At 65.3% G+C, this 24,105-nt stretch carries 24 protein-coding genes; 15 read left to right on the top strand and 9 right to left on the bottom strand.

Annotated features, from left to right (window positions below; translation table 11 throughout):
- Positions 1-6 precede the first annotated feature (6 nt).
- The 10 genes from pafA (at position 7) to NIBR502771_RS14810 (ending at position 12,017) form a co-directional block, all read left to right on the top strand.
- The gene (gene pafA, locus NIBR502771_RS14855) at positions 7-1,371 is read left to right on the top strand and encodes a Pup--protein ligase (protein WP_141160422.1); all 1,365 of its coding nucleotides are present in this window, start codon (positions 7-9) and stop codon (positions 1,369-1,371) included.
- A 115-nt stretch (positions 1,372-1,486) separates the two neighbouring features.
- The gene (locus NIBR502771_RS14850) at positions 1,487-2,455 is read left to right on the top strand and encodes an FKBP-type peptidyl-prolyl cis-trans isomerase (RefSeq protein WP_141160421.1); all 969 of its coding nucleotides are present in this window, start codon (positions 1,487-1,489) and stop codon (positions 2,453-2,455) included.
- A gap of 64 nt (positions 2,456-2,519) precedes the next feature.
- Positions 2,520-2,915, top strand: coding sequence for an FKBP-type peptidyl-prolyl cis-trans isomerase (locus NIBR502771_RS14845; RefSeq protein WP_141160420.1), 396 nt, complete (start codon positions 2,520-2,522; stop codon positions 2,913-2,915).
- A gap of 114 nt (positions 2,916-3,029) precedes the next feature.
- The gene (locus tag NIBR502771_RS14840) at positions 3,030-5,015 is read left to right on the top strand and encodes a YafY family protein (RefSeq protein ID WP_141160419.1); all 1,986 of its coding nucleotides are present in this window, start codon (positions 3,030-3,032) and stop codon (positions 5,013-5,015) included.
- A 10-nt stretch (positions 5,016-5,025) separates the two neighbouring features.
- Positions 5,026-5,370: a hypothetical protein gene (locus NIBR502771_RS14835; protein ID WP_141160418.1), complete on the top strand. Its 345-nt coding sequence runs from the start codon at positions 5,026-5,028 to the stop codon at positions 5,368-5,370.
- Between the two features lie 32 nt (positions 5,371-5,402).
- On the top strand, positions 5,403-5,678 hold the full coding sequence (gene tatA, locus NIBR502771_RS14830; protein WP_141160417.1) for a Sec-independent protein translocase subunit TatA: 276 nt from the start codon (positions 5,403-5,405) through the stop codon (positions 5,676-5,678).
- Between the two features lie 48 nt (positions 5,679-5,726).
- Complete coding sequence (gene tatC, locus NIBR502771_RS14825) at positions 5,727-6,521, top strand: twin-arginine translocase subunit TatC (RefSeq protein ID WP_141160416.1); 795 nt, start codon at positions 5,727-5,729, stop codon at positions 6,519-6,521.
- A 20-nt stretch (positions 6,522-6,541) separates the two neighbouring features.
- The gene (locus NIBR502771_RS14820; protein ID WP_141160415.1) at positions 6,542-9,457 is read left to right on the top strand and encodes an RNA helicase; all 2,916 of its coding nucleotides are present in this window, start codon (positions 6,542-6,544) and stop codon (positions 9,455-9,457) included.
- Between the two features lie 59 nt (positions 9,458-9,516).
- Entirely contained in the window at positions 9,517-11,178 is a 1,662-nt protein-coding gene (locus tag NIBR502771_RS14815) for an amidohydrolase (protein ID WP_141160414.1), read from the top strand.
- Positions 11,179-11,273: 95 nt separating this feature from the next.
- Positions 11,274-12,017 carry a polyprenol monophosphomannose synthase gene (locus NIBR502771_RS14810; protein ID WP_141160413.1) on the top strand — a complete coding sequence of 248 codons (744 nt, stop codon included), beginning with the start codon at positions 11,274-11,276 and terminating at the stop codon, positions 12,015-12,017.
- Between the two features lie 100 nt (positions 12,018-12,117).
- On the opposite strand, the gene NIBR502771_RS14805 is transcribed toward NIBR502771_RS14810, so the two are convergent.
- The 5 genes from NIBR502771_RS14805 to NIBR502771_RS14785 form a co-directional block, all read right to left on the bottom strand.
- Positions 12,118-12,465, bottom strand: coding sequence for an RNA polymerase-binding protein RbpA (locus NIBR502771_RS14805; protein WP_026266052.1), 348 nt, complete (start codon positions 12,463-12,465; stop codon positions 12,118-12,120).
- A gap of 239 nt (positions 12,466-12,704) precedes the next feature.
- Entirely contained in the window at positions 12,705-13,643 is a 939-nt protein-coding gene (locus NIBR502771_RS14800) for an SPFH domain-containing protein (protein WP_141160412.1), read from the bottom strand.
- A 22-nt stretch (positions 13,644-13,665) separates the two neighbouring features.
- Positions 13,666-14,139: an NfeD family protein gene (locus NIBR502771_RS14795; protein ID WP_141160411.1), complete on the bottom strand. Its 474-nt coding sequence runs from the start codon at positions 14,137-14,139 to the stop codon at positions 13,666-13,668.
- 129 nt (positions 14,140-14,268) lie between these two features.
- Entirely contained in the window at positions 14,269-15,150 is an 882-nt protein-coding gene (locus NIBR502771_RS14790) for a methyltransferase domain-containing protein (RefSeq protein ID WP_141160410.1), read from the bottom strand.
- Positions 15,151-15,218: 68 nt separating this feature from the next.
- Complete coding sequence (locus NIBR502771_RS14785) at positions 15,219-15,899, bottom strand: peptide deformylase (protein ID WP_141160409.1); 681 nt, start codon at positions 15,897-15,899, stop codon at positions 15,219-15,221.
- Between the two features lie 54 nt (positions 15,900-15,953).
- Here NIBR502771_RS14785 and NIBR502771_RS14780 point away from each other — a divergent pair, with 54 nt between their 5' ends.
- On the top strand, positions 15,954-16,367 hold the full coding sequence (locus NIBR502771_RS14780) for a nuclear transport factor 2 family protein (protein WP_141160408.1): 414 nt from the start codon (positions 15,954-15,956) through the stop codon (positions 16,365-16,367).
- Between the two features lie 23 nt (positions 16,368-16,390).
- Here the strand turns inward: NIBR502771_RS14780 and NIBR502771_RS14775 are convergent, their stop codons facing one another.
- The 3 genes from NIBR502771_RS14775 to NIBR502771_RS14765 are packed head-to-tail and all read right to left on the bottom strand — an operon-like array spanning position 16,391 to position 19,485.
- Positions 16,391-17,542, bottom strand: a complete 1,152-nt coding sequence (locus NIBR502771_RS14775) for an NAD(P)/FAD-dependent oxidoreductase (RefSeq protein ID WP_141160407.1) — start codon at positions 17,540-17,542, stop codon at positions 16,391-16,393.
- Position 17,543: 1 nt separating this feature from the next.
- Positions 17,544-18,194 (bottom strand): methyltransferase domain-containing protein, encoded by a 651-nt coding sequence (locus tag NIBR502771_RS14770; protein ID WP_246839908.1) that lies wholly within the window; start codon positions 18,192-18,194, stop codon positions 17,544-17,546.
- Between the two features lie 55 nt (positions 18,195-18,249).
- The gene (locus NIBR502771_RS14765; protein ID WP_141160406.1) at positions 18,250-19,485 is read right to left on the bottom strand and encodes a type III polyketide synthase; all 1,236 of its coding nucleotides are present in this window, start codon (positions 19,483-19,485) and stop codon (positions 18,250-18,252) included.
- A 422-nt stretch (positions 19,486-19,907) separates the two neighbouring features.
- On the opposite strand from NIBR502771_RS14765, the gene NIBR502771_RS14760 reads away from it, so the two are divergent.
- From NIBR502771_RS14760 to NIBR502771_RS14750, 3 genes are read left to right on the top strand one after another with little or no spacing between them, the layout of a single operon-like run.
- A complete protein-coding gene (locus NIBR502771_RS14760; protein ID WP_141160405.1) occupies positions 19,908-21,014 on the top strand; it encodes a site-specific integrase in 1,107 nt (368 codons plus the stop codon).
- On the top strand, positions 21,008-21,346 hold the full coding sequence (locus NIBR502771_RS14755) for a helix-turn-helix transcriptional regulator (protein ID WP_217509636.1): 339 nt from the start codon (positions 21,008-21,010) through the stop codon (positions 21,344-21,346). Before NIBR502771_RS14760 ends, NIBR502771_RS14755 begins: the two co-directional genes overlap by 7 nt.
- Complete coding sequence (locus NIBR502771_RS14750) at positions 21,336-22,853, top strand: recombinase XerD (RefSeq protein ID WP_141160404.1); 1,518 nt, start codon at positions 21,336-21,338, stop codon at positions 22,851-22,853. Before NIBR502771_RS14755 ends, NIBR502771_RS14750 begins: the two co-directional genes overlap by 11 nt.
- A gap of 500 nt (positions 22,854-23,353) precedes the next feature.
- Here the strand turns inward: NIBR502771_RS14750 and NIBR502771_RS20740 are convergent, their stop codons facing one another.
- Positions 23,354-23,503 (bottom strand): hypothetical protein, encoded by a 150-nt coding sequence (locus NIBR502771_RS20740; protein ID WP_168225746.1) that lies wholly within the window; start codon positions 23,501-23,503, stop codon positions 23,354-23,356.
- A 171-nt stretch (positions 23,504-23,674) separates the two neighbouring features.
- Here NIBR502771_RS20740 and NIBR502771_RS14745 point away from each other — a divergent pair, with 171 nt between their 5' ends.
- On the top strand, positions 23,675-24,085 hold the full coding sequence (locus tag NIBR502771_RS14745) for a DUF3054 domain-containing protein (RefSeq protein WP_141160403.1): 411 nt from the start codon (positions 23,675-23,677) through the stop codon (positions 24,083-24,085).
- Positions 24,086-24,105 lie beyond the last annotated feature (20 nt).

Genomic DNA, 24,105 nt, shown 5'->3' with positions numbered 1-24,105 from the left:
GACCACATGGACAAGAGAATCTTCGGTATCGAAACCGAGTTTGGGATCTCCTACTCGAGCCCCGACTCGAGACCTCTCGCGCCGGAGGAGGTGGCCCGGTACCTGTTCCGGAAGGTGGTCAGCTGGGGGCGCTCGTCCAATGTGTTCCTCACCAATGGTTCACGGCTGTACCTCGATGTCGGGTCGCATCCGGAATACGCCACGGCCGAGTGCGACGACCTCGCCCAGCTGATCGCGCACGACCGGGCCGGCGAACTCATTCTCGACGACCTCGTGGATGAGGCCCAGGCACGCCTCGCTGCTGAAGGCTTTAACGGGACCGTGTACCTGTTCAAGAACAACACCGACTCGGCCGGGAACTCCTACGGCAGCCACGAGAATTACCTGATTCCCCGGCGCGGCGAGTTCTCCCGCCTGGCCGAAATCCTGATTCCGTTCCTGGTCACCCGCCAGCTCATAGCCGGCGCGGGAAAGATCCTGAAGACGCCCCACGGTGCCACGTATGCGTTCTCCCAGCGTGCCGACCACATCTGGGAGGGCGTCTCGTCCGCCACCACCCGGTCCCGGCCCATCATCAACACCAGGGACGAACCGCATGCCGATGCCGAGTTCTACCGGCGGCTGCACGTGATCGTGGGCGACTCCAACATGTCCGAGGCCACCGCGCTGATGAAAGTCGGCACCGTGGACCTGGTCCTTCGAATGATCGAGGCCGGGGTAATCATGCGCGACATGCGGATGGAGAACCCCATCCGAAGCATCCGGGAAATCTCCCACGACCTCAGTGGCCGCGCGCTGGTCCGCCTGGCCAACGGACGGCAGCTCACCGCACTTGAAATCCAGCAGGAGTACCTGACCAAGGTCACAGCCTTCGTCCAGGAGCACGGCGCCCACAACCCGCATGTTCCCCTGATCCTGGACCTGTGGGAGCGAACGCTCCGTGCGATCGAGTCCGGAGACGCCAGTGGGATCGATACCGAAATCGACTGGGCCATCAAGAAAAAGCTGATGGACAACTACCGCGAACGGCACAACCTGGGACTGGAGGCCCCCCGGATTGCCCAGCTCGACCTGACGTACCACGACATCTCCCGCAGCCGCGGGCTGTACTACCTGCTGCAGTCCAGGGGTGCGGTGCGTCGTATTGTCGACGACACCGTGATCAAGGGAGCCGTGGACGCACCGCCGCAAACAACGCGCGCCAAGCTGCGCGGCGACTTCGTCCGCCGTGCGCAGGAACTGGGACGCGACTACACCGTGGACTGGGTGCACCTGAAGCTCAACGACCGCGCGCACCAGACAATCCTTTGCAAGGATCCCTTCCGCAGCGTTGATGAGCGCGTGGATGCCCTGTTGGACTCTATGGGCTGACGTCCAGCTTCAGGGTCTATTCTGGATAAGGTCCTTTTTAAAGGGACCTTCTACGGCGTTGTCCGCAGCCATGCGGAAAGCCGTGTCCACCCTGCCCCGACGAAAGTTTTACTACGTGCGCCGACTACTAGCAATCCTCCTTCCCGGCCTGCTGCTCCTGACCGCCTGCGGAGGCACAGCCCCGCAGCCTGAGCCAAGCAGCCAGTCCGCCGGGGAGACTGCAAAGTTCGACTCCCTCAAGCTGACTGACAACGGGGACAAGAAGGCCCCGGGTGTGGACTTCGACAAGCCCCTGGCCGTCACCCAGCCCACCATCAAGGTGGTTTCCGAAGGCAGCGGCGACACCGTCAAGGCAAACCAGGTAGCCAAGATCTCCATCCTGGCCGTCAACGGTTCGGATGGCTCCCAACTGGAGGACACGTTCCCCAATGAGCCGGAAAGCCTGGAGCTGAACGACGAGCTGAAGACCAGCAGTGCCGTGATCTACAACGCGTTCGTGGGTGCAAAGGTTGGCTCCAGCCTTGCCCTCGCCGTCCCTGCCCAGCAGAGTGCACCCTCGGCCAGCCCGAGCCCGTCAGATGGCGCAAGCCCCAGCCCCAGCGCAGCAGCCGGGCCATCCCAGCTGCTGATCATCAAGGTCCTTTCCGCCTCGGACCCCACCCCCGTCCTCGACAAGCCTCAGGGTGACGCGGTGACGCCGCCGGCCGGGCTGCCGACTGTGACGGAAAAAGACGGCGTCCCGGAGATCAACGTCGCAGGGGCACCCGCTCCCACTGCCCTGGTCTCGCAGGACCTGATCAAGGGCACGGGCGCCGCCGTCAAGGAAACCGACACGCTCACCGTGAACTACGTTGGCGTCAATCTCTCCGACGGCACCAAATTCGACTCCAGCTTCGACCGCGGCCAGCCGGCCACTTTCCCGCTCTCGGGCGTCATCAAAGGCTGGACCCAGGGCCTCGCGGGTAAGACTGTGGGCTCCCGCGTCCTGCTTGTCATCCCCAAGGACCTGGCTTACGGAGATGCCGGCCAGGGCCAGGCAAAGGGCGACCTTGTCTTCGTAGTGGACATCCTCGGGGTCAAGTAGCAAGACTTACAGGGACGCCGCGTCCTTCGCGGCACCCATCACCACGCACTCATTAGGAGCAAGCATGTCGTTTGGACAGCGGGAATTCGACCGCCAGAAGCCCGAGATCGACTTCCCGGAAGGCGACGTCCCCACGGAACTCGTCATCACGGACCTCATCGAGGGTGACGGTAAGGAAGCCAAAGCAGGGGACACCGTCTCCACCCACTACGTCGGCGTCGCCTGGTCCACGGGCGAAGAATTCGACGCCTCCTGGGGCCGCGGCGCACCGCTGGACTTCCGGGTCGGTGTCGGCCAGGTCATCCAGGGCTGGGACCAGGGCCTGCTGGGCATGAAGGTCGGCGGCCGCCGCCGCCTGGAGATCCCCTCAGAACTGGCATACGGCTCCCGTGGAGCCGGTGGAGCGATCAAGCCCAACGAGGCACTGATTTTCGTCGTGGACCTCGTCGCCGTCCGCTGAGGCGACAGCACAAGCAGAAACTGATCGCACCGCAAAGCGCGGCAGCAGGGGGGACACCCTCCCGTGCTGCCGCGCTTTCTGCTTTCACCCGGGGAGTTTAGTAACGTAACCAAGGTGTCCGTATCCCGTACTGAACGACTCCTCAACCTGCTGATTGCGCTGCTCAATACCCGCTACGGACTGCGCCGCAGTGAATTGCGGGAAAAGGTCTACCACGACACCTCCGGCAACGACGTCGCGTTCGGGCGCATGTTCGAGCGGGACAAGAACGACCTTAGGGCCATGGGGTTCGAGGTTGAGACCCTGACGGACCTCGGCTGGAGCGAGGATGACCCCGCCACCACGAGGTACCGGATCGGCAAGGAATCCAGCCGGCTCCCGGACGTCCAGCTGGGACCGGAGGAATGGACAGTCCTCCTGCTGGCCTCCCAACTCTGGGAGCGCGCGGCGCTGGGGACAGCCGCCCAAAGCGCCCTCCGCAAGCTCCAGGCTTCGGGAAGGCTGGCCGAGGTGGAACTGCCGGCCGGCGTCCAGCCGCGCATCAAACCCGCCGGCCAGGCCTTCGATGACATCGTTGCCGCCATGCACGCCCGCCATCCAGTCAGCTTCACGTACCTCGCCGGAAGCACCGGCAAAGAGGAGGAACGGACCGTTGAGCCGTGGGGCCTGGGCAGCCGTTTCGGCCAGTGGTACCTCATGGGCTACGACCGGGCCCGCAACGCTCCCCGCCATTTCCGGCTGTCGCGCTTCACCAGCGCCGTGGCCGTCCTCAACAAGGAGCACTACCGGCCGCCAGCAGGCTTCAACATCCGCGCCGAACTGGCCCGGCTGCCGGAACTGCCGCTGCGCACCGCCGTCGTTGACGTCAGGCAGGGCCGCCTGCTGGCGCTGCGCCGACGGGCCATGGACGGCCGCGCAGACGCGGGTGCCGGAACGCCCGACGACGGCTGGGACCGGCTGGTCCTCGAGTACCGCGACCCGGAAGTCCTCGCCGAAGAGTTGGCCAGCTATGGCCCCGATGCCCTGGCAGTGGAACCCGTGGAGCTGGCAGCGGCAGTGCGGCGCCGGCTGCAGGCTGCTGCCGACTTCACCGCCGCGCCCGTCCCCGCCTACGCGTTCTCCGATACCCGGCCCCGGGCAGCCCGGAAGGGGACCTCGGAGGACCAGCTCAAACGCATGCTGCAGTTGGTCCCGTTCCTGGTCCATAACCAGGGCCTGCACATCCGGGACGTCGCAGAGCACTTTGGCATCACCAGGGAAGAGCTCGAGGCCGACCTGCGGATCCTCATTTGCTCAGGTTTGCCCGAGGGCTATCCTGACGATCTCCTCGACATCCAGTGGGACGACGACCACGTGTACATCACCCAGGACCTCGACCTGAACAAGCCCGTCCGCTTCACCGTGTCGGAGGCATGTGCCCTGCTGACCGGGCTTGAAACCCTGAACACCCTGCCCGGCCTGCCCGGCGGAGGCGCCCTGGAATCGGTCACGCTGAAGCTGCTGGCCGCCGCCGGCGAGGAAGGACTCGGCGCCGCCTCCATCGCAGGGCCGCAGGTGGCTCCCGCGGACGCTGCCACCCATGCCACGGTCCGCCAGGCAATCGAGTCCGGTTCCCAGCTCCACCTGTCCTACCTCGCGCCGCAGCGGGACGCGGTGACTGAGCGTGACGTAGACCCCCTGCGGCTCTACTCCCTGGACAACACCTGGTATTTCGAAGCGTGGTGCCATTTGGTGGACGGGCTGCGGAACTTCCGGCTGGACCGGGTCCAGGAGGTGCGCCCCAACGGCCGGCCCGCCGCCACGCACGGGCCGCCGGCGGGAGGGGCCCCCGCCAAGCTCTTCACGGCGAACGACGACGACACGACAGTCACCGTCCAGCTCACCCGGCAGGGCAGGGGGTTGGCGGAGGACTACTACGCGGAACGCACGGCGGAGTTGCCCGACGGCGGATTAGTGGCCGAAATCAGGTTCGGCAACACGGCGTGGCTGCCGATGTTCGTGGCCCAGCACGGAGGTATGGTCCGCATCCTGGCACCTGTTGGGCTGGCTGACGCCGCGCGGGAGTGGCTGTCTGCCTCGTTGGACAGGTACGCCGGATAGACTTCACAGCATGCCTTGGTGGTCCTGGATTCTTATATGGGTGGCGCTCGTCGCAGTGTCCGTACTGTTTTACGTCCTTTTAGGCATCCGTCTCTTCCGCCAGTTCATGGCGACGGTCAAGGATCTCAGCGCTGCGGGTGAAAAGCTGGGACATCTGGCCCCCGTTAACCTCGAGGAATCCACCGAGACGCGGCCGGCCGCGCCCGGTTCTGCCGTTTTTGCCTCACCCGCCGCGATGCGACATGATTACGAGGCATCCAAATCGGCCCGGCGCGAAGAACGCCGCCGCCGGCGAGTGCAGCGCAAGAAGGACCGGGGCCAGCCGCAGGCGCTCGGAGATCTCGACTTCACATAGAAGTAGGATGTAGTTAGAGGAAAGGATTTCCCGTGGGAAGACTCTTTGATGGCCCTTGGCCGATCGTCATTATCATCGTTGTTGCTTTGCTTCTCTTCGCCGCCCCCAAGCTTCCGGCCATGGCCCGCAGCCTGGGCCAGTCCATGCGGATTATCAAGTCCGAGGTCAAGGAAATGAAGAACGACGGCAAAGCCGACACCACCACTGAGGCTTCCGGCCCGGTGGAAGGCACCATCGTGAACCACCCCAAGGCGAAGCCCGGTGAGCCGACTGACGGCACTGACGTTCCGCCGTCCACCCGCGCCTGACCTCCCGTGGCACTGTCGCGGGCCCGTAAAGCCAATCCCGAGGGGCGCATGTCCCTGTGGGAACACCTCAAAGAGCTGAAGAACCGGCTGATCAAGTCGGCTATCGGCGTCGTTATCGGCGGCATTGGGGGCTGGATACTTTACGATCCGCTGTTGAAGGCCCTCGCCGAACCGGTAAACCGGATTTCGAATGAAACCGGGGGCCTGGCGGCCATCAACTTCGGCACCATAGCGTCGCCCTTCGACTTCAAGCTGCAGATGTCGCTCCTCATTGGGGCCGTCATCTCCAGCCCCATCTGGATCTACCAGCTCTGGGCCTTCATTACTCCGGGGCTTACCTCCAAGGAACGGCGCTACACGCTGGGCTATATGGCAGCTGCAATTCCGCTCTTCCTCGCCGGAATCTGGGTGGGCTGGCTCGTGGTTCCGCAGGTGGTCCACGCGCTGACCCAATTCACGCCGGCAGGTTCCTCCAGCGTCATAGATGCCAGGACCTACATCGAATTCGTCACCCGCATGGTGCTGATGCTGGGCCTGGCCTTCCTCGTACCCGTGGTGCTGGTCGGCGTCAACATGGCCGGCATCGTGTCCGGCCGCACCATCCTGAAGGCCTGGCGCATCACCGTTTTCCTGGTGTTCGTCCTGGCAGCCATCGCAGCACCGGGTGCGGATGCCATCTCCATGTTCATGCTGGCCGGCCCATTGCTGGTGCTCTTCTTTGCAGCGATCGGCATTTGCATCATGAACGACAAGCGCCGGGAACGCCGTGAGGCCAGGCACGTCGAGGAGACCGAAGCCACTGCCGACATCGCCACCCCCAGCAGTGAACTTAAGAAGCTCTAGCCTGCCGCTAGGCTTGGGGTATGTCCTCCACCACCGGACCCTTCTCCGCCGGCCCCGTCGATCCCGATGAACTTTCGCCAGCCGAGAGGTACCGTGCCAGCGCCGAGCGCCGGGCAGAGGCGGCCACCTACCTCGGACAGTTTTCCCGGACGCTTGAGTTCGAGCTTGATGACTTCCAGCGCGAAGCCTGCCGTTCTTTGCAGGAGGGCAGGGGAGTCCTGGTGGCTGCCCCTACCGGAGCCGGCAAGACCATCGTGGGGGAGTTTGCCATCTACCTCGCTCTCCAGCGGGGCCTGAAGGCCTTCTACACCACCCCCATCAAGGCGCTCAGCAACCAGAAGTTCAGTGAACTGAGCCAGAAATACGGCGCGGACAACGTGGGCCTCCTGACTGGGGACACCAGCATCAACGGGGACGCGCAGGTGGTGGTCATGACCACCGAGGTCCTCCGGAACATGCTGTACGCGGACTCAGCCACGTTGGGCGACCTGGGCTACGTGGTCATGGACGAGGTCCACTACCTTGCCGACCGGTTCCGCGGAGCAGTCTGGGAAGAAGTCATCATCCACCTGCCCAGTGAGGTCCAGGTCGCTTCGCTGAGCGCCACCGTTTCGAACGCCGAGGAATTTGGTGCCTGGCTGGACACTGTCCGGGGGGACACCGACATCATCGTCTCCGAACACCGGCCGGTGCCACTGTGGCAGCACGTCATGGTGGGGCGGCAGATTATGGACCTGTTCGCGGGGGAAACCACGTTTGACGAGATCGCCCCGCCAGTGGATGAAGAGGGACAGCCACCTGCTACGTCCGTGAACCCGGCCGGGACCGCCAAGGGGCGCGGCTTCGACGTCAATCCTGACCTGCTCTCCGTTGCGCGCAGCGAAAGCCAGCAAAGCTTCCGGAGCCGCCCCGGCGGCCGGGGGCAGCGTGGCCGCCGGGGGTACGAGCGGCCGGGCCGGGGAGAGTCGACCGGAGTGCGCCCTGCCAGCCGGCCCCAGGTCATTGCAAGCCTGGACCGGATGGACCTGCTGCCGGCTATCACCTTTATCTTCTCCCGCGCGGGGTGCGAAGCCGCGGTCGCTCAATGCGTAGGGTCCGGCCTGTGGCTCACCACCGAGAAGGAACAGCGGATTATCGCCCAGCGTGTGGACGAGGCCGGGCAGGACATCCCGCCGGACGATCTCGACGTCCTGGGATTCTGGACTTGGCGTGATGGCCTCCTCCGGGGCTTTGCTGCCCACCACGCCGGCATGCTGCCCACCTTCAAGGAAGTTGTCGAAAAGCTGTTCGCCGATGGCCTGGTGAAAGCCGTTTTCGCCACTGAGACCCTGGCCTTGGGCGTCAACATGCCTGCCCGCTCGGTAGTGCTGGAAAAACTGGACAAGTTCAACGGCGAAGCCCACGTGGATATAACGGCGGGCGAATACACCCAACTGACCGGAAGGGCCGGCCGGCGGGGGATCGACGTCGAAGGCCATGCCGTGGTGCTGTGGCAGCCCGGGACGGACCCGACGGCGGTGGCCGGCCTGGCGTCCCGGCGAACCTATCCGCTGAACTCGAGTTTCCGGCCCACCTACAACATGAGCATCAACCTTTTGGCACAGTTCGGGCGTGCCCGGGCCCGCGAGATACTTGAGTCCTCGTTTGCCCAGTTCCAAGCTGACCGTTCGGTGGTTGGGCTGGCCCGGCAGGTGCGCAGCCGGGAGGAGTCGCTTGCCGGCTACGCCAAATCGATGACCTGCCATTTGGGTGACTTCACTGAGTATGCCCGGCTGCGCCGGGAACTTTCCGATGCCGAGAGCGCCACCTCCCGGACCAAGTCCCGCGTCCAGAAATCGCTCAGCGGCGACTCCCTGGCCCGCCTCCTGCCCGGGGACGTGGTGAACGTTCCCGGCGGACGTGCCCCCGGGCCCGCCGTCGTCCTTAGTTCCGACCACGGAAGCCGTGAACCCCGGCCGGCCGTGCTCACCCTGGACAACCAGCTGCGCCGGATTGGAACCGATGACCTGGAGGGACCTATCGCGCCGGTTACCCGGGTCCGGATTCCCAAGTCCTTTAATGCAAAGGTGCCAAAATCGCGCCGGGACCTGGCATCCTCCGTCCGCAACGCCCTGCGCGAAAACCGTCCTCCGGCTCCCGGCCAGAACCGCAACCATGACTTCGGCCGTGGCGCCGCCCTCCCCAACCAGGAGCGGCGGATCGCCGATCTGCGCCGGGCCCTCAAAGCCCATCCCTGCCACGGGTGCAGCGAACGCGAAGACCATGCCCGGTGGTCGGAGCGCTGGTGGAAGCTGCGGCGCGAAACGGATGGCCTGGTCCGCCAGATCCAGGGGCGCACCAACACCATCGCCAAGACCTTCGACCGGGTCTGCGACGTCCTTTCCGCGTACGGCTACCTGGAAGACGCCGGAGAGGGCCGGCTGAACATCAGCCCTGACGGCCAGCGGCTGCGCCGGATCTACGGTGAAAAGGACCTGCTGATCTCCCAGTCCTTGCGGCTGGGCGCGTTCGATGACCTGGACGCGGCGGAAGTGGCTGCCCTGGCCAGCGTCCTGGTCTACCAGGCTAAACGCGAAGACAGGGGCCTGCGGCCGCGCATGCCCAGTGTCTCCCTGGAGACCTCGGTGGACATCGTGGTTAAGGAATGGTCCGTTCTCGAAGACGTGGAAGAGGAGAACAAGCTTCCGCTGACAGGCGAACCTGAACTCGGCCTCGTGTGGCCGCTGTACAAATGGGCCCGCGGGCGCCACCTGCAGGATGTCCTGAGCGGCACCGACCTTGCCGCCGGGGACTTTGTCCGCTGGGTCAAGCAGGTGTTGGACCTGCTGGACCAGCTCGCCAAGATCCCGGGCCTTGATCCGCGCCTGGCGCGGCTCTGCGCCGAGGCGATCAACCTCATCCGCCGCGGCGTCGTGGCTTACTCGTCCGTTCTGTAAACCCGATAACCCCCGGCCGGGCCGACACGGCCTGCCCACCTTCCAGGAGTCCTGACTTTATGCCCCGCCCTGATTCGACCCCCGCCGACGCCTCCCGACCAGCCCCGGTGCTTTACCGCAATGGATCCGTGTATACGGCGGCCGATCCGTTCGCCACCGCCATGCTGGTGGATGGGGACACAGTTGCCTGGGTGGGATCGGAACAGGCGGCGACGTCCATTGCCGACAGCACCATGGACATCATCGACCTCCGCGGCGCCCTGGTTGCACCGGGCTTCGTTGACTCCCACATGCACCTGACCGAAACCGGAATCGCGCTCGAGTCGCTCCAGCTGGGGCCGGTAACGTCGGCCCGGGCACTGCTGGATGCTGTCGCCGGGGACCGCGGGGACGGACCGGTGCTGGGCCACGGCTGGGACGAGAGCACCTGGGCGGATCCCACCCTGCCCACGGCGGAAGAACTTGACCGGGCAGCCGGGGGCCGGCCGGTTTACCTTTCCCGTGTGGACGTGCACTCCGCGCTGGTGTCCACGTCCCTGGCCAGGTCTGCGGATCTTCAGGACAAGGACGGCTACGACGGCGGCGCCCGGGTGGCACGGGCGGCCCACGAGGCAGCGCGGCTGGTGACCCGACGGCTGCCCCAGGGCGTGCTGAAGCGGCACCAGGCCCGTGCCCTGGCGGAGGCTGCGGCGAACGGGTATGTCGCCCTGGCCGAAATGGGCGCACCCCACATCGGCGGGGCTGAGGACCTGAGGCTGGCTGCAGGATGGAACGCCCCTGAAGCCGGGCAGCCCCGCTATCCCGACGTGATGCCGTACTGGGGCGAGCTGGTCTCGTCCGAGGAGCAGGCACGCGCACTGGTGGCCGAACTGGGGGCGGGAGTCCGCGGCCTGGCAGGGGACCTGAACATCGACGGTTCCCTGGGCTCGCGCACCGCCGCCCTGCGCGCCGGTTACAGTGATGCGGGCCAGGAACGGGGCACCCTTTACCTGGGCGTAGACCAGGCGGCCGCCCACCTTGCCGCCTGCTCCCTTGCCGGGATCCAGGGCGGGTTCCACGTGATCGGCGACGCCGGACTGGACGCTGCGCTCGAGGCACTGGACCTGGCGGCCAAGGAAGTGGGCGAGCAGCGGGTGCGCGCGGCGGGCCACCGGTTTGAGCACGTGGAGATGGCCGACGCCGCGGCCGTGGCAAGGCTGGCGCACTACTCGGTGACCGTCAGCGCGCAGCCCTCCTTCGACGCAGCTTGGGGTGGCCCCGGAGGCCTGTACGAGCAGCGGCTGGGGGAGCGGAGCGGGTCGATGAACCCTTTCGCTGCCTTCTACTCCGCCGGGGTTCCCGTCTGCTTCGGCAGCGACAGCCCCGTCACGCCTCTGCGTCCCTGGTCCAGCGTGCGCGCCTGCGTGGAACACCACAACGAGGACCAGCGCATTTCCGCGCGCGCAGCGTTCCTGGGGCACACCCGTGCGGGCTGGAGGGCGGCACGGCACGCCAACCCCATGGCCGGCCAACTGGTCCCGGGCGCCCCTGCCAGCTTCGCCGTCTGGGAGGTTGAGGAGCTGATGGTCCAGGTCGCTGACGGCAGGGTGCAGTCATGGAGCACCGATCCGCGCGCCAGGACCCCCCTTCTTCCGGCGCTCGACACCGGCTCGGACCCGGTGTGCCTGCAAACCGTGAAAGACGGTGCCGAACTGTTCGTGAGCCCGGCCCTGCGTTCCTGACCCGGGAACGCTCCACCCTATAATGGGGAGTTGCGCCCGCCGCCGGCCCACCCGGTATCAGGTGCACCGACCACTTCCACCAGGAAAGGCCCTCTGTGCGCGTCCTTACGATCATTCCCACCTACAACGAACTGGAATCGCTGCCCAAGACGCTCCAGCGCCTGCGGACGGCCGTTCCGGCGTCGGACGTGCTGGTGGTCGATGACAACAGCCCTGACGGCACCGGCCAGCTCGCCGACGGCTTTGCAGCAGAAGACTCCCAGGTTCACGTCCTGCACCGCAAGGGCAAGGAAGGTCTGGGCGCCGCCTACATTGCCGGCTTCAAGTGGGGGCTGGATGCCGGCTACGACGTCCTGGTGGAAATGGATGCAGACGGCTCCCACCAGCCGGAACAGCTTCCCCAACTGCTGGAGGCCGTTGAGCAGGGCGCAGACCTGGCCATGGGGTCCCGCTGGGTTCCCGGCGGCAGCGTGGTCAACTGGCCGCTGTACCGCCAGGCAATCTCCCGCGTCGGCAGCACCTACGCGCGGTTGATGCTGGCCCTGCCCATCAGGGACGTGACCGGCGGATACCGCGCCTTCCGCAGGACCACCCTGGAAAAGCTCAACCTGGACCAGGTGGACTCCGTGGGCTACGGCTTCCAAGTGGACCTGGCATGGCGCGTCGCCAAATTGGGCCTGCGCATCGAGGAACGCCCCATCACCTTCGTTGAACGCGAGCTCGGCGCATCCAAGATGAGCGGCAACATCGTGGTCGAAGCCATGGTCAACGTCACCAAATGGGGTCTGGCAGCACGCTGGAACACCCTGGCCGGCAAGCTGAAGAACAAGCGGGCCTAGGCCGCTGCCCGCAGGGGCACCGCCGGCGGTCACGCCGGCACAAAAATAGGGGGCGGCCCCGCACCATTGTGCGGGGCCGCCCCCTATTTGCGGACTGGCTCTATGCCGAGCGCCGCTCTCCGCGGCGTTCGCGCAGGATGGTAAGGCGGTCCTCGAGGATCTGTTCGAGTTCAGGCAGGGAGCGGCGTTCGAGCAGCATGTCCCAGTGGGTGCGGACTGCTTTGTCGTTGCTGGTGTCAGGCTTTTCGCCGTCGACCAGGAGCGCTTCCTTACCGGTTTTGGAGACCCACACCGGAGGAATTTCCGCCTCGGAGGAGAACGTGACGAAGACCTGCTCGCCATCCGCGCAACGGTACTCGACCCGCTGGCGCGGAGCCGGCTCAACTCCGGACTCGGTCTCCATGCTCTGCGCACCAAGGCGCATGCCCCGCAGGCTGCGATCGCTCATGATTTCTCCCTCTGGTCGGTTCGCGGATGAAATCTCCGCGCTAGCCGGTGGTGCCGTGGCACCGCCGGACTACTTTGTGCAGTGTGTTGCATCATAAGATTCAACGCATTGCGAAGCTTGGTTGTTCCAGCTGGTATTCTCCTGCCGGACAAATACCCAATTATACGACTCTTATCCCACCGCAGACAAAACAGGAGGGTTCGGCGTCCGCCGCCAAACCCTCCTGGTGTTCGGGATGCTTATGGTTGCGTGCGCTCTGCGGGAGCGTCCTGGAACAGTGTCCCGGCCTCCCCGTTGGTGCCGCCCAGGGCGTTCCCAATTCCCTTCAGGGCTTCCCCGACTTCGCTGGGGATGATCCACAGCTTGTTGGCCGAGCCTTCGGCGAGCTTGGGCAGCGTCTGCAGGTACTGGTAGGCCAGCAGTTTCTGGTCCGGGTTTCCTTTGTGGATGGCGTCGAAGACCTTCTGGATGGCCTGCGATTCGCCGTCCGCCCGCAAAATGGCGGCCTTGGCTTCACCCTCCGCAGCCAGGATGGACGCCTGGCGCTGCCCCTCCGCGGTGAGGATGGCCGACTGCTTGGTTCCTTCGGCGGTCAGGATCGCGGCCCGGCGGTCACGTTCGGCGCGCATTTGCTTCTCCATGGAGTCCTGGATGGAGTGGGGCGGATCAATGGCCTTCAGTTCAACCCGCGAAACGCGGATGCCCCAGCGGCCGGTGGCCTCGTCCAGGACGCCGCGGAGCTGCCCGTTGATTTGGTCCCGGGATGTGAGGGCTTCCTCCAGGTTCAGGCCGCCCACCACGTTGCGCAGGGTGGTGGTGGTGAGCTGTTCGACCGCCTGGATGTAATTGGCGATCTCATACGTCGCGGCGCGGGGGTCTGTTACCTGGAAGTAGACCACCGTATCGATGGAGACCACCAGGTTGTCCTCGGTGATGACGGGCTGCGGCGGAAAGGACACGACTTGTTCACGCAGGTCCAGGAGCGGCAGGAGCCGGTCCACAAAGGGAATCAGGATGGTCAGGCCCGGATTCAGGGTTCGCTGGTACTTACCCAGCCGTTCAACGACGCCGGCGCGCGCCTGCGGAATAATCCGGACGGACCGGACCAGAACTATGATGACAAAGACGATCAGAACCACCAGCACAATGGCCAGTGCGGTTCCGCCTGCGTTTTCCATACAACTCCTTGTTCCCCAATTGTCAGGCTGTATCAGGCCCGGTGGCCGCCGTGGGCGGCACCGAAACCACTGCTGTTGCGCCGTCGATGGCCGCTACAACCACCGTTTGGCCTGCGGGAAGCACTCCCGCAGCGGAGCGCGCACTCCATATATCTCCACCGATTTTCACCAGGCCGCCGTCGGACGTCACGGCCTCCATGACCACGGCCGGCTCACCGATCAGCCGGTCCACGTTGGTCCGCTGTTCCGAGGGTCCCTTCTTCAGGTGGGACAGGGCCACGGGCCGGACGAAGGCGACCATGAGCAGCGACACGATGCAGAAGATGACTACCTGGAGCCAGGGCTCGGCGCCGGCGAAATCGGCTACGAGTGCGGCGAGCGATCCGCCGCCCAGCATGATGAAAAACAGGTCAAGGGTGATCATCTCGATCACTGCAAACGCCAGGAAAGCCGTAAGCCACAACGCCCACCAGTTTTCCCCAAGCCATTCGAACATTCCTGCTTCCCCCTTTGTCACGGGGGAGCCGCGTCCGCGGACCCGCCAGTAACTGTCATTTCATCGTAGTCCGCGGACCTGGCTTGTGGGCGGGTTCACAGCGGGCGCCGGGGGATAGTGGCCAAGTCGTTACGGGGCGCCCTGGGCCCGGGGCCGGAACACGGAAATCCGGAACCTTGCGTCGTCCCGAACCGGTTCCGCGGAGCTTTCCAGCCGGGCCGTGATCTGGTCCCGGTCGAGGTGGTGGCCGGCCGGTCCCATGAACGCCAGGTCCGCCGCGGCCGCGCGGCCCAGCGTGAGCGGTATGTCCACGTCAAGGGATGTTTTGGGCTCGAAGTGCCCGGCCATTGCGTCCGCCAGGCGCTCGTCCTTGCCCTCTTCAATGCCGAGCATTCCGGTTACGGCCGCGATGCCTGCCAAATGTCCGGGCCGCGGCGTCACCACTGCCAGCACACCCCCTGGGCGCAGGACCCGGGCGAACTCTTCGGGGTTCCGCGGAGCGAAGACCACGGTGACCGCATCCACCGAATTCTCCGCCACCGGAAGCGGCCGCCAGATGTCCCAGACCAGGTGGACGGCCTCCGGGTTGAGGCGGGCAGCCCGGCGGAGGGCGAACTTCGAGATGTCCAGTCCGATTGCAGAGGCCGGGCGGCCCGCGGTGGCTGCAGCGTCGAGGATCTCCCGCAGGTAATGGCCGGTCCCGGTTCCGGAGTCCAGAACCACAGCGCCTTCCTCCCGCAGTAAAGGTACGACGGCGGAGGCCAGGGCGTGTGCCAGCGGCGCGTAGTGGCCGTTCCCCAGGAAGGCGAACCGTGACGCCACCATCGCGGCGCTGTCAGGTTCAAAGGGTGTGCCCTTACCCACCAGCAGGTTGAAGTAGCCCTGCCGGGCGACATCGAAGTTGTGCCCCTCCGGGCACGACAGGCGTGGCTGGTGCGTGGCCTCCGCAGGCAGGTACTCCAGTGGACGTGAGCAGACGGGGCACAGGAGGGGAAGGTCCGCGGAAGGCATGGGAACCAGTTTAGGGCTGGCTGGGCGTTCAGCCCCGCCAGCCCTGCATGCGGAGGAAGCGGTAACTGTCAGCCGAGGGAGATCCCGGCGGGTCCGTCGTCGAAACCCAGCCCTTCCCGTGCCTTGGTGATGCCCGCTTCCGCCCAGTGGGCCGCGTACTCGGCGTTGCTGCTCAACGAACGAAGCTGGGCACGGTCTATGTACAGGATGCCGTCGAGGTGGTCTGTCTCGTGCTGCACGATGCGCGCCTGCCAGCCGGAAAACTCACGCCGCTCCGCCGCGCCGTCGGGCGTTGCATACTCCAGCAGGACGGTCTCGGGACGCGCCACCACCGCCTGCAGCCCGTTGAGGGAAAGGCATCCTTCAAAGAATGACGCATGTCCCGGGCCAACCGGTGTATAGCGGGGGTTGAGGATGGCAAGGAAGTCCAGGGGGCTCCGGTTCCTGAGGGCGGCAGCAGCCGGGTCGATGTCGTACTGGTCCTCCAGGACGGCCAGCCGCAGGGGGATGCCCAGCTGCGGCGCGGCAAGGCCTACTCCGGGTGCTTCATGCATGACCTGGCGCATGACTTCGACCAGGCGGCCCAGCTGGTCGTCTGACAGCTGGCCATCGAAGTCAGCGGCACGCTGCCGGAGTGCCGGGTGCCCGGCCTGGACAATGGGCGGGAGGGATCCGGCAGAGAGGACCTGCTCAACAAGCTCGCGGATCTGACCGGCGCTGGCGGTGGTCGGGGGAACAGTCTGGGTCATGGGGACAGCCTACTGGCGGACGGCACGCAGGAACGGTCGGCTAGGGTCTACTGCATGGCTGAAGATTCCCTTCCTGCACAGTCCCCGCTGGAACACGTCCTGGCATTCATCCGGGTCCTTGAAGCGGGTGGCGGTGCCGCGGACATCCGGCCGTTCCTCGCGGAGCAGTTCGTGCTGATCGAGGCCCCGCACCTGTTGGCACCGGAAGGTTCCACGCGGACACTGGCGGCGGTACTGGCCGGCGCCGACCAAAGCCGCGAGGTGGTCAAGGACCAGCGGTTCACTGTCCGGCGCACCACGTGCGAGGGCGGCCGGGTGGTGGTGGAGGCTGACTGGTCCGCCACGGTGCTCATGGACCTGAGGTACTGGGACCGGGGCGAGACGATCCGTGCCAGGACATCGTCCGTCTTCCAGGTCAGCGACGGTGTGATCGTGAGCCAGGACAGCTACGACTGCTACTTCCGGTAGCCGCCCTCCGCGCCGGAAACCTGCTACTGCATGGTGAAGCGCTTCGCGGCCCAGCGGTTCACCGCGGGTATTGCCGCGGCCGCACCAATGCCGGCAACACGGAACTGCAGGAGCGGCTGCGTCAGCGGCCTGCCCAGCATCATGTTGATTTCCGCCTGCCGACGGGCCCCATGGGCTGCCCGGCGGCGGTTCCGCTCGAATTTCCGAAGTTGAAGGCCCATGGGTTTGCCCGACAGGGCGGCGCAGACCAACGGCGCAAGGTCCCGGGCTCCCAACCACCCAAGGTTCATGCCTTGCCCGCCGATGGGGCTGATTTCATGGGCGGCGTCACCCAGCAGCACTGCGCGTCCGGCGACTGTCCTCTGCGCAATTCCGGAACGCACGCTGAAGGCGCTCAGCATGGAGTTGGACGCTGGATCCGGCTGGTTCCCGGTCCGGCGGCGCACCAGTTCCGCAAGATCGTGGGGCCCTGCAGCCGCTCCGGCGGGGGAGTCCAGCCGCACCACCCAGCGCCGGACGCCTCCCGGCAGCGGAAACGACTCAACGATTCCGTCGGGCTCGAGGAACAGGACGGCCTTGTCCCCGTACTCCGTGCCGTCCTCAAAATCGCCCATGAGGTAATGGTCCGGATAGGTCCTGCGGGCAACGGGGACGCCGAGCCGCTCCCGCAGCACTGACCGGGCGCCGTCGGCCGCAACGAGCAACGCTCCAGTCGCACCGCCGCACGGACGCGTGGCACCCGGGCCGGCCTCCACCGCAGCGGTGACCCTGCCGCCGTCGTCCGTAACCCCCGTGACGCGGGCGCCCCTGACAATCGCGCCCGGATCGAGGGCGAGGACACGCTCTTCCAAGAGCTGCTCGGTCCTGAACTGCGGGAGTGCCAGCACGAATGGAAAGTCCCTGGACACATGGTCGAACACCATGGTTCCCATCGTCCTGCCGCCGCTGACCGCCATTCCGGCACGGATGCGGACGCCTTCGTGAACCATGCTGGATGCCACCTGCACCCCGGCAAGCGCCTCCAGGGCCGGCGGGTGGATGCCGATCGCCCGGGTATGCCGGTTCGCGGCTTGCCGCTGCTCAAAAACCCTCACCGTCACGCCTTCCTGCAGCAGCGCGGCTGCCAGGTACAGGCCCACGGGACCGCCGCCCGCGATCAGGACATCGGCGTCCATGTCAGTCCTTCCGGCAAGCCAGGACCTGGTGGAAGGCCGTAGGGCGCTCCACGGACCAGCCCGGGGGAGCGGAAGCGGCCAGCTCCGCGGGCGTATAGCTGCGCCGGATGGAGGTGAGGCCGTCCCCGCGGATGTAGGACTTCCTGAAAGGCAGCGCGGCCACACTGAACAGGGCAAAGGCGGCGGGGCTGCGGATGAGGTCGTTGTGCAGCGCCTTCCTGGTGGCCAGGATTTCCGAGTCCGCCAGCAGCTGCCGGAGTTCCGCGGGATCAAGGTGGTGCAGTACGTGGTTGGAAATCACGACGTCGAACCGGGCGCCTTCCCGGACCAGGTCGCCGCTGTGCGCCTGCCGGAAGTCGACGCCAGGGATTGCCGGACGCCGGCGGGCGAATGCGGCGGCGCGCGGGTCCGGATCGATGCCGGCGACGTGGATTGGCCGGCCGTCCCGCTCTGCCCAGCGCGCGAGCATGACGGCAAGGTCGCCGCCACCGGAGCCGATGTCCAGCACGGTCAATGGGCGCTGCTGCGATGCAGCGGCGGTGCGCAGCTCCGTCCGGTACAGCCGCCGCCAACCGGACAGCACCCTATTGATGACCCAGAACTGCCGGTACGTATTGTCCAGGAGCCGGGCATCGCAGTCGGCGCGGTCCATCTGCTCCACCGCTCCGGCGGCGCGCGTTCGCAGCAGGATCCCCACGCGAATCCCGTCAGGCCATCTCTGCAGTCATCCGGTCCTGGCCCGGCATGAGGGAGGCCACCGCAGCGGAGTCCCCCAGTCCGGGGTCCCAGGTGCCTGCCGCGGCCTGCCGGAGCTTGGTGAACAGGCCGGTCTCCACCGTGAGCCCCGGGCCAAAGGCCATGGAACAGATGGCCTCGCCGTCGTGGCGACCATCCGGGTGCTCCGGTTGTTCCAGGATGTTCTTGAGGACGAACAGGACTGTGGCGCTGCTCATGTTGCCGTAGTTGCGGAGAATGTCCCTGGCGGGAACCAGCTGCGCATCGCTGAGGCCAAGCCGGGACTGGACCTTGTCGAGGATGCTGCGCCCGCCGGGGTGGATCGCCCAGTGGGGGATTGCGGTGTAGGGGAGTGCCGCCAAGTCCGGGTCTTTTGCCAGCAGCGGCTGCAGGGCACCGACGATGTGGTCATCGATGATGTGGGGCACGTAGTTGCCCAGGACCATCTCGAACCCGTGATCGCCGATGTTCCACGCCATGGAGTCCTCACCAACAGGGGTCAGGACTGTTTCGAAATGGTCCAGCTTCAACAGTGCGGCTTCCTCCGCGCCGGGGCGTGCAGTCACGACGGCGGCAGCGGCGCCATCTGCGAACAGGGCCGAACCCATGATTGTGTCCGGATCATTGGACGTGCGTACGTGCAGTGAGCAGAGTTCGGCGCAGACCACCAGGACAACCGCATTCGGGTCGGATTCACAGAACAGCTTGGCCGCGCGGAGGGCGGGAAAGGCCGCGTAGCAGCCCATGAAGCCCAGGTGGTACCGCTGCACGGAAGGACTAAGTCCGAGCTCGCGGACCACCTTGTAGTCCGGGCCAGGATTGAAAAAGCCCGTACACGACACCGTCACGAGATGAGTTATGTCAAGTAAATCCAACTCCGGCGCAGCCTGCAGGGCAGCCCGGGCCGCTTCTACGAACAGTTTGGTTGCTTCCCGGGCAAAGATATCGTTGCGGACTTTAGTGCTGGGGTTCAGCAGGAGCCCGGTGTCCGGGTCGTAAAACTGGGGGTTCTCCGAGCGTGACGCGTTGGTGAGTTCCTGGACGGCGGTGAATCTCGTCTCGATGGCTGCGCCGTCGAAACAGGTGTTGACCAGGCGGGACCCAAGCCGGGAAAGTCCAGGTTGGGCGGCAAAGACATCACGGGCTTCGGACTGGATCAGTTTTGTCGCCGGAACTGCAGTTTCAAGTGAACGCACGTAAACCGTCATCACGTCATTCTTGACGCGCGGTTGGAGAAAGACAATGGGCCCGTCGGCTGGAACGGCGGTACTGGGTCTTTGATGGCGCGTCCAGGCGAGGACGGCTGAAGTCGATGCTCCGCTTCCAAGCCTGCCCAAAGCGCCGATAATCTACATTATGTCAAGTAGTACTCTGCGTATTGCATCAGATGAATCAATCGCCCCGATCCCCCGGATCCGCACCAAGTCCTTTCACTTCCCTAAGATTCCGCGGAATTTGCGGTCTGAACAGCGTTAACGCGCCGCTGGCCAGGCGCTGCCCGACGGGCGCAATATCGATCCTTGAAGCGGTTGCGACAAGCGTCTGACCTGCGGTTTTGTGCTGATGATGCATTTAATGAATCATTGATTCAAGATTTGAGCACAAACTTCGAGGGAACTGTGGGGCGAGAATGGCGGTGGACGCGTTCGGGCGTGTGCTGCAGCTGAGTGCTGTTCAGCTGCTGCATCCCGAGGAACAGACTCTTGAGGACATGCTGACCGGGTGGCGCAACCAGCAGCTTTCCAGGAACCTCCAGTTCGACACGATCGACAAGGGCATCGCGAGTGTCCGCCGGTTCGTGAACCATGTGAACGAGTTTCCGTGGAACTGGGCACCGGAACACGTCGAGGAGTATTTCGGTGACCTCCGCTCAATCCACCAGCTGAAGCACTCCACGGTCCGCGGCTACCAGTCCACGCTCCGCCGGTTCACGTCCTACGTGTCAAACCCCGACTACGGCTGGGACCAGGTCTGCGAACAGCGCTTCGGCACGCACCCGTCCCAGGTCTTCTTTGACTGGAACACCGCCTCCCACACACAGGAGTACGAAGGACGTCCCTCCAAGCGGCCCTTCACCAAGACGGAACTCCAGATGCTGTTCGATCACGCCGACGACCAGGTCGAACTCATCGCCGCCTCAGGCAAGAAAGGCTGGCAGGCCGCCTACCGGGACGCCGTCATGCTGAAAATCGCCTACTCGTACGGGCTCAGATTCAACGAGCTCCGGCACCTGCAATCCATCGACTTTGCGGCCAACCCGAAGGCGCGAAGGTTCGGCAAGGCAGGCGTCTGCAAGGTCCGGTTCGGCAAATCCCGCAAGGGCTCCCCGCACAAACCCCGCAGCGTCCTGACGGTCTTCGACTGGACCGCCGGCGTTCTCGAGGACTGGCTCGCCAACGGACGGGGCATGCTCGACACCCTGGACCTGTTCCCCAGCGAACGCGGCGGCCTGATCTGCGAATCCACCCTGCTGCGCCGGCTCCGGCGCTACCTCAACGAGCTGGGCCTGCCAATGGATGGGCTGGACCTGCATTCGCTCCGGCGCTCCTATGCAACGCACCTGTTGGAGGACGGATGGGATCCTAGATTCGTGCAACATCAGATGGGCCACGAACACGCCTCCACCACCGGGATTTACCAGTTCGTCAGCGACGACTTCCGCAACACGACCCTTCGGGCGGCGCTGGACCGCACCATGGATGAAGTCCTGGGCGTGCAGATGCGAGGTGAATGGTGAGACGCGACGTCGAATACAAGTGGCGGCTCTCGGAGCTCATGGCAGCACGGGGCCTGCACAACACCACCGACCTCATCCCCCTTCTGGCCGAGCGCGGCATCACCTTGTCCCGCCCACAGGTCTACCGTCTCGTCAACCAGAAACCCGAACGCGTCGCACTGCAGGTCATCGCCGCGATCTGCGACATCTTCTCCTGCGGACCCGAGGACCTCATCACCGTCACAGCCGCCGACGTCCGCGCCCGCAAAACCGGAACCAGCGCCCCCAACGTCGTCGACCTGAACCGCACCGTCAGACCACGGCGCGCACGCATCATCGACAATGATCACTGACAAACCCGCAGGCCTCAGCCCCCGCAGCACCAGCCGCGGCCGGCCCCGCACCACGGGGACTGCTACCTGCGCACGCTGCGGCCGGGCCGCCGGTAAAACCCGCGCCACCTGGCCCGAAGGCCGAATCTGCGGCCCATGCTTCACCACCGCCACCCGCACCCACGGGACCTGCCCGGAGTGCGGCCAGCACAGACTTCTACCCGGGCCACCGGACATCAGCGGAGGGCCACGCTGCGCGCCCTGCGCCGGCATCCTCCACGACTTCCACTGCACCCGTTGCAATACGGAGGGCGAGTTCTACCGGCGCGGCATATGCGCCCGCTGCGCCCTCCGGGAGGACCTCAACGAACTACTGCTCATGCACCCCGCCGACCCGGACACCGCCGGCAAAATCGTCCATGCGCTTTGCAAAGCGGACCGGCCCGAAAGCATCATCACGTGGAAACGCTCCCCCAAAGTCCAAGCACTCCTGGCCTCTCTGTCATGCGGGGAAACTCCCTTGACGCACGAAGGACTCGATGCCGCGGCCAAGTCAGCGAACCGCGAAGCCAATCACCTGCGCGCCCTGTTCATTCATCATGGACTCCTCCCCTACCAAGACCCGTATCTGGCCCGGTTCGAAACCTGGATTGACGACAAGCTCCGCCACTTGCCCGAGGAGGTCGCCAAACCCGTCGCACAGTTTGCCACCTGGCATCACCTCCGGCGCATCCGGTCCATCACAACACCGGAGAAGAGCGCCCAAGCCCCGGTCCACTCGGCCAAGCAAGAGATCACCGAAACCGTCAAGTTTCTGGACTGGCTCTGGGAAACCCACCAGCGGACAGCGGCGAACTGCACCCAACAAGACATCGAAACCTGGCTCGCAACCGGTTCCACGACCAGAAAAGCCATCCGCACCTTCATCGTCTTCATCAAGAACACCGGCACAAACCACAGGGTGGACATGGGCCACTACACAGCCAAAACCCGCCCCGCGATCACCCAGGACCAGCGCGTGGCCTGGCTCCGGGAACTGCTTACCGGCACCAGCGAGTCCCTGCCCTACCGAGTCGCCGGCATCCTGCTGCTTCTCTACGCCCAGCCGCTCGTTCGGGTCGCCAAACTCCGGACCGACGCTATCGAAACCAATGAAAGCACCGGCAACATGCGGATCACCTTCGGCCCGCACCCAGTGCCCGTTCCCGAACCCTTCGCCGACTTGCTTCGAGAGCACCTTAAAGGCCGTCCGAATCTCAGAACAGGATCAGACGCACAAAGCCCCTGGCTCTTCCCGGGGACCCGGGCCGGACAACCACTTCACCCAAACGGCATCATGGATAGGCTCCGAAGCCTGGGCATCGACCTGCGCGGCGCACGAAACACGGCCCTCGACGAACACCTCTTAGTCTCACCACCGCCACTGGTCGCCGACGCACTCGGATACAGCCACCAAGTAGCCTTCCTCCACGCCGACGCGGCAGGCGACGCCTGGTCCCGCTACGTCAACCTAAGAACCGGGCCTTGAAGCGTCCTTGCGAACACTTCGACAGTGACATCTAACTCTCACTCATCAAGGTCTTCTCGCCTGTCTGAGCGCAGATCCTCAATCGGTCTCTTTCCAATGAGCTCCTGACGATAACCCTCAACTTCAGCAGACTTCTTTCGAGACCATCGCCAACCAAAGTAGGACCCAAGAAGCCCAGCTAACGCGAAACCCACCGCCGTCACAGCCGGGGAGCCCGTTGCAACCTGGATCCAGACGGCAATGCCAACAACCAACATCGCTGTGACTACCAAAACGAAGGCTTTCTGCTTTCGACCCGTCATCGCACTCCTCCCCGAGCAGTTGTGCAAATGCTGGCACGAACTAGACCAACAGGGAAAGCCTTGGCAGCAAAGGTAGACATTCCGTGTTCTAGCGGAGGACTTGCACGACGCAGGCTTTCGTGGCGAATACGCTCACATTTGATCCGCAGGGATGCCAGTAACGGCAAGATGGCACTCCCTCATTCGGCCACCCAGCCTCTAGTGGCTCCGTCGAATTGAGGCCCCCACCACGGCACCCAGGCCGAGCCCCACTGCGAAACCCCAAAACGGCGTGTGGAAGATCGCCAGGCCCAGGCTGATCCCCAAAGCAGCACCCACGAGGCTGCAGATCCATAGGGCTTTATTCACGGTGTCTCGTCTCCGTCGTGGCTAGGGGGCCTCACCTACTGCAGCGAGATTACTGCATCCCCAACAAGGGGTGCCACGGCGACAGCCCGCTTCAGTAACCGGCACTAGAGTCCACTCCCCTTCTTTACAGAGTCCGTCAGCGCGCCTCCTGGCGGCAGCTAAGCTCGAAACATGAGTTCCCTGAAAACCAAGCCTGCACCGACCGCACCCGCACGGGCAGCACTGGCTGCAGCAGTGGCCGACGTCGTGCTGATCCTTGTTTTCGCCGCTATAGGCCGGGATGCGCACCACCGCGAGGAGCCCATCCTCGGCGTGCTGCTGACCGCCTGGCCGTTCCTTGCCGGCGCAGCGGCAGGGTGGGCCACTGCCAGGGTGTGGCGCAGTCCATTGGCCATCGCCCGGGCCGGCGTTCCAGTCTGGCTCGCTACCCTGGTTGGCGGAATGCTCCTCCGGGCCCTGACCGGGCAGACGGTGGTCCTTCCCTTTATTATCGTTGCAACGCTGGCCCTCGCCGTGTTGCTGGTGGGGTACCGACTCCTGGTGGCAGGCGTGGTGCGCTTCCGCCGACGGCAGGGCAGGTAGAGGCGGCGGATTCAGGTGTC

It is taken from the genome of Pseudarthrobacter sp. NIBRBAC000502771, assembly GCF_006517215.1.
Taxonomy (GTDB): Bacteria; Actinomycetota; Actinomycetes; order Actinomycetales; family Micrococcaceae; genus Arthrobacter; species Arthrobacter niigatensis.
The sequence above is the reverse complement of the archived record's forward strand: the minus strand, read 5'-3'. Positions and strand labels throughout refer to the sequence as shown.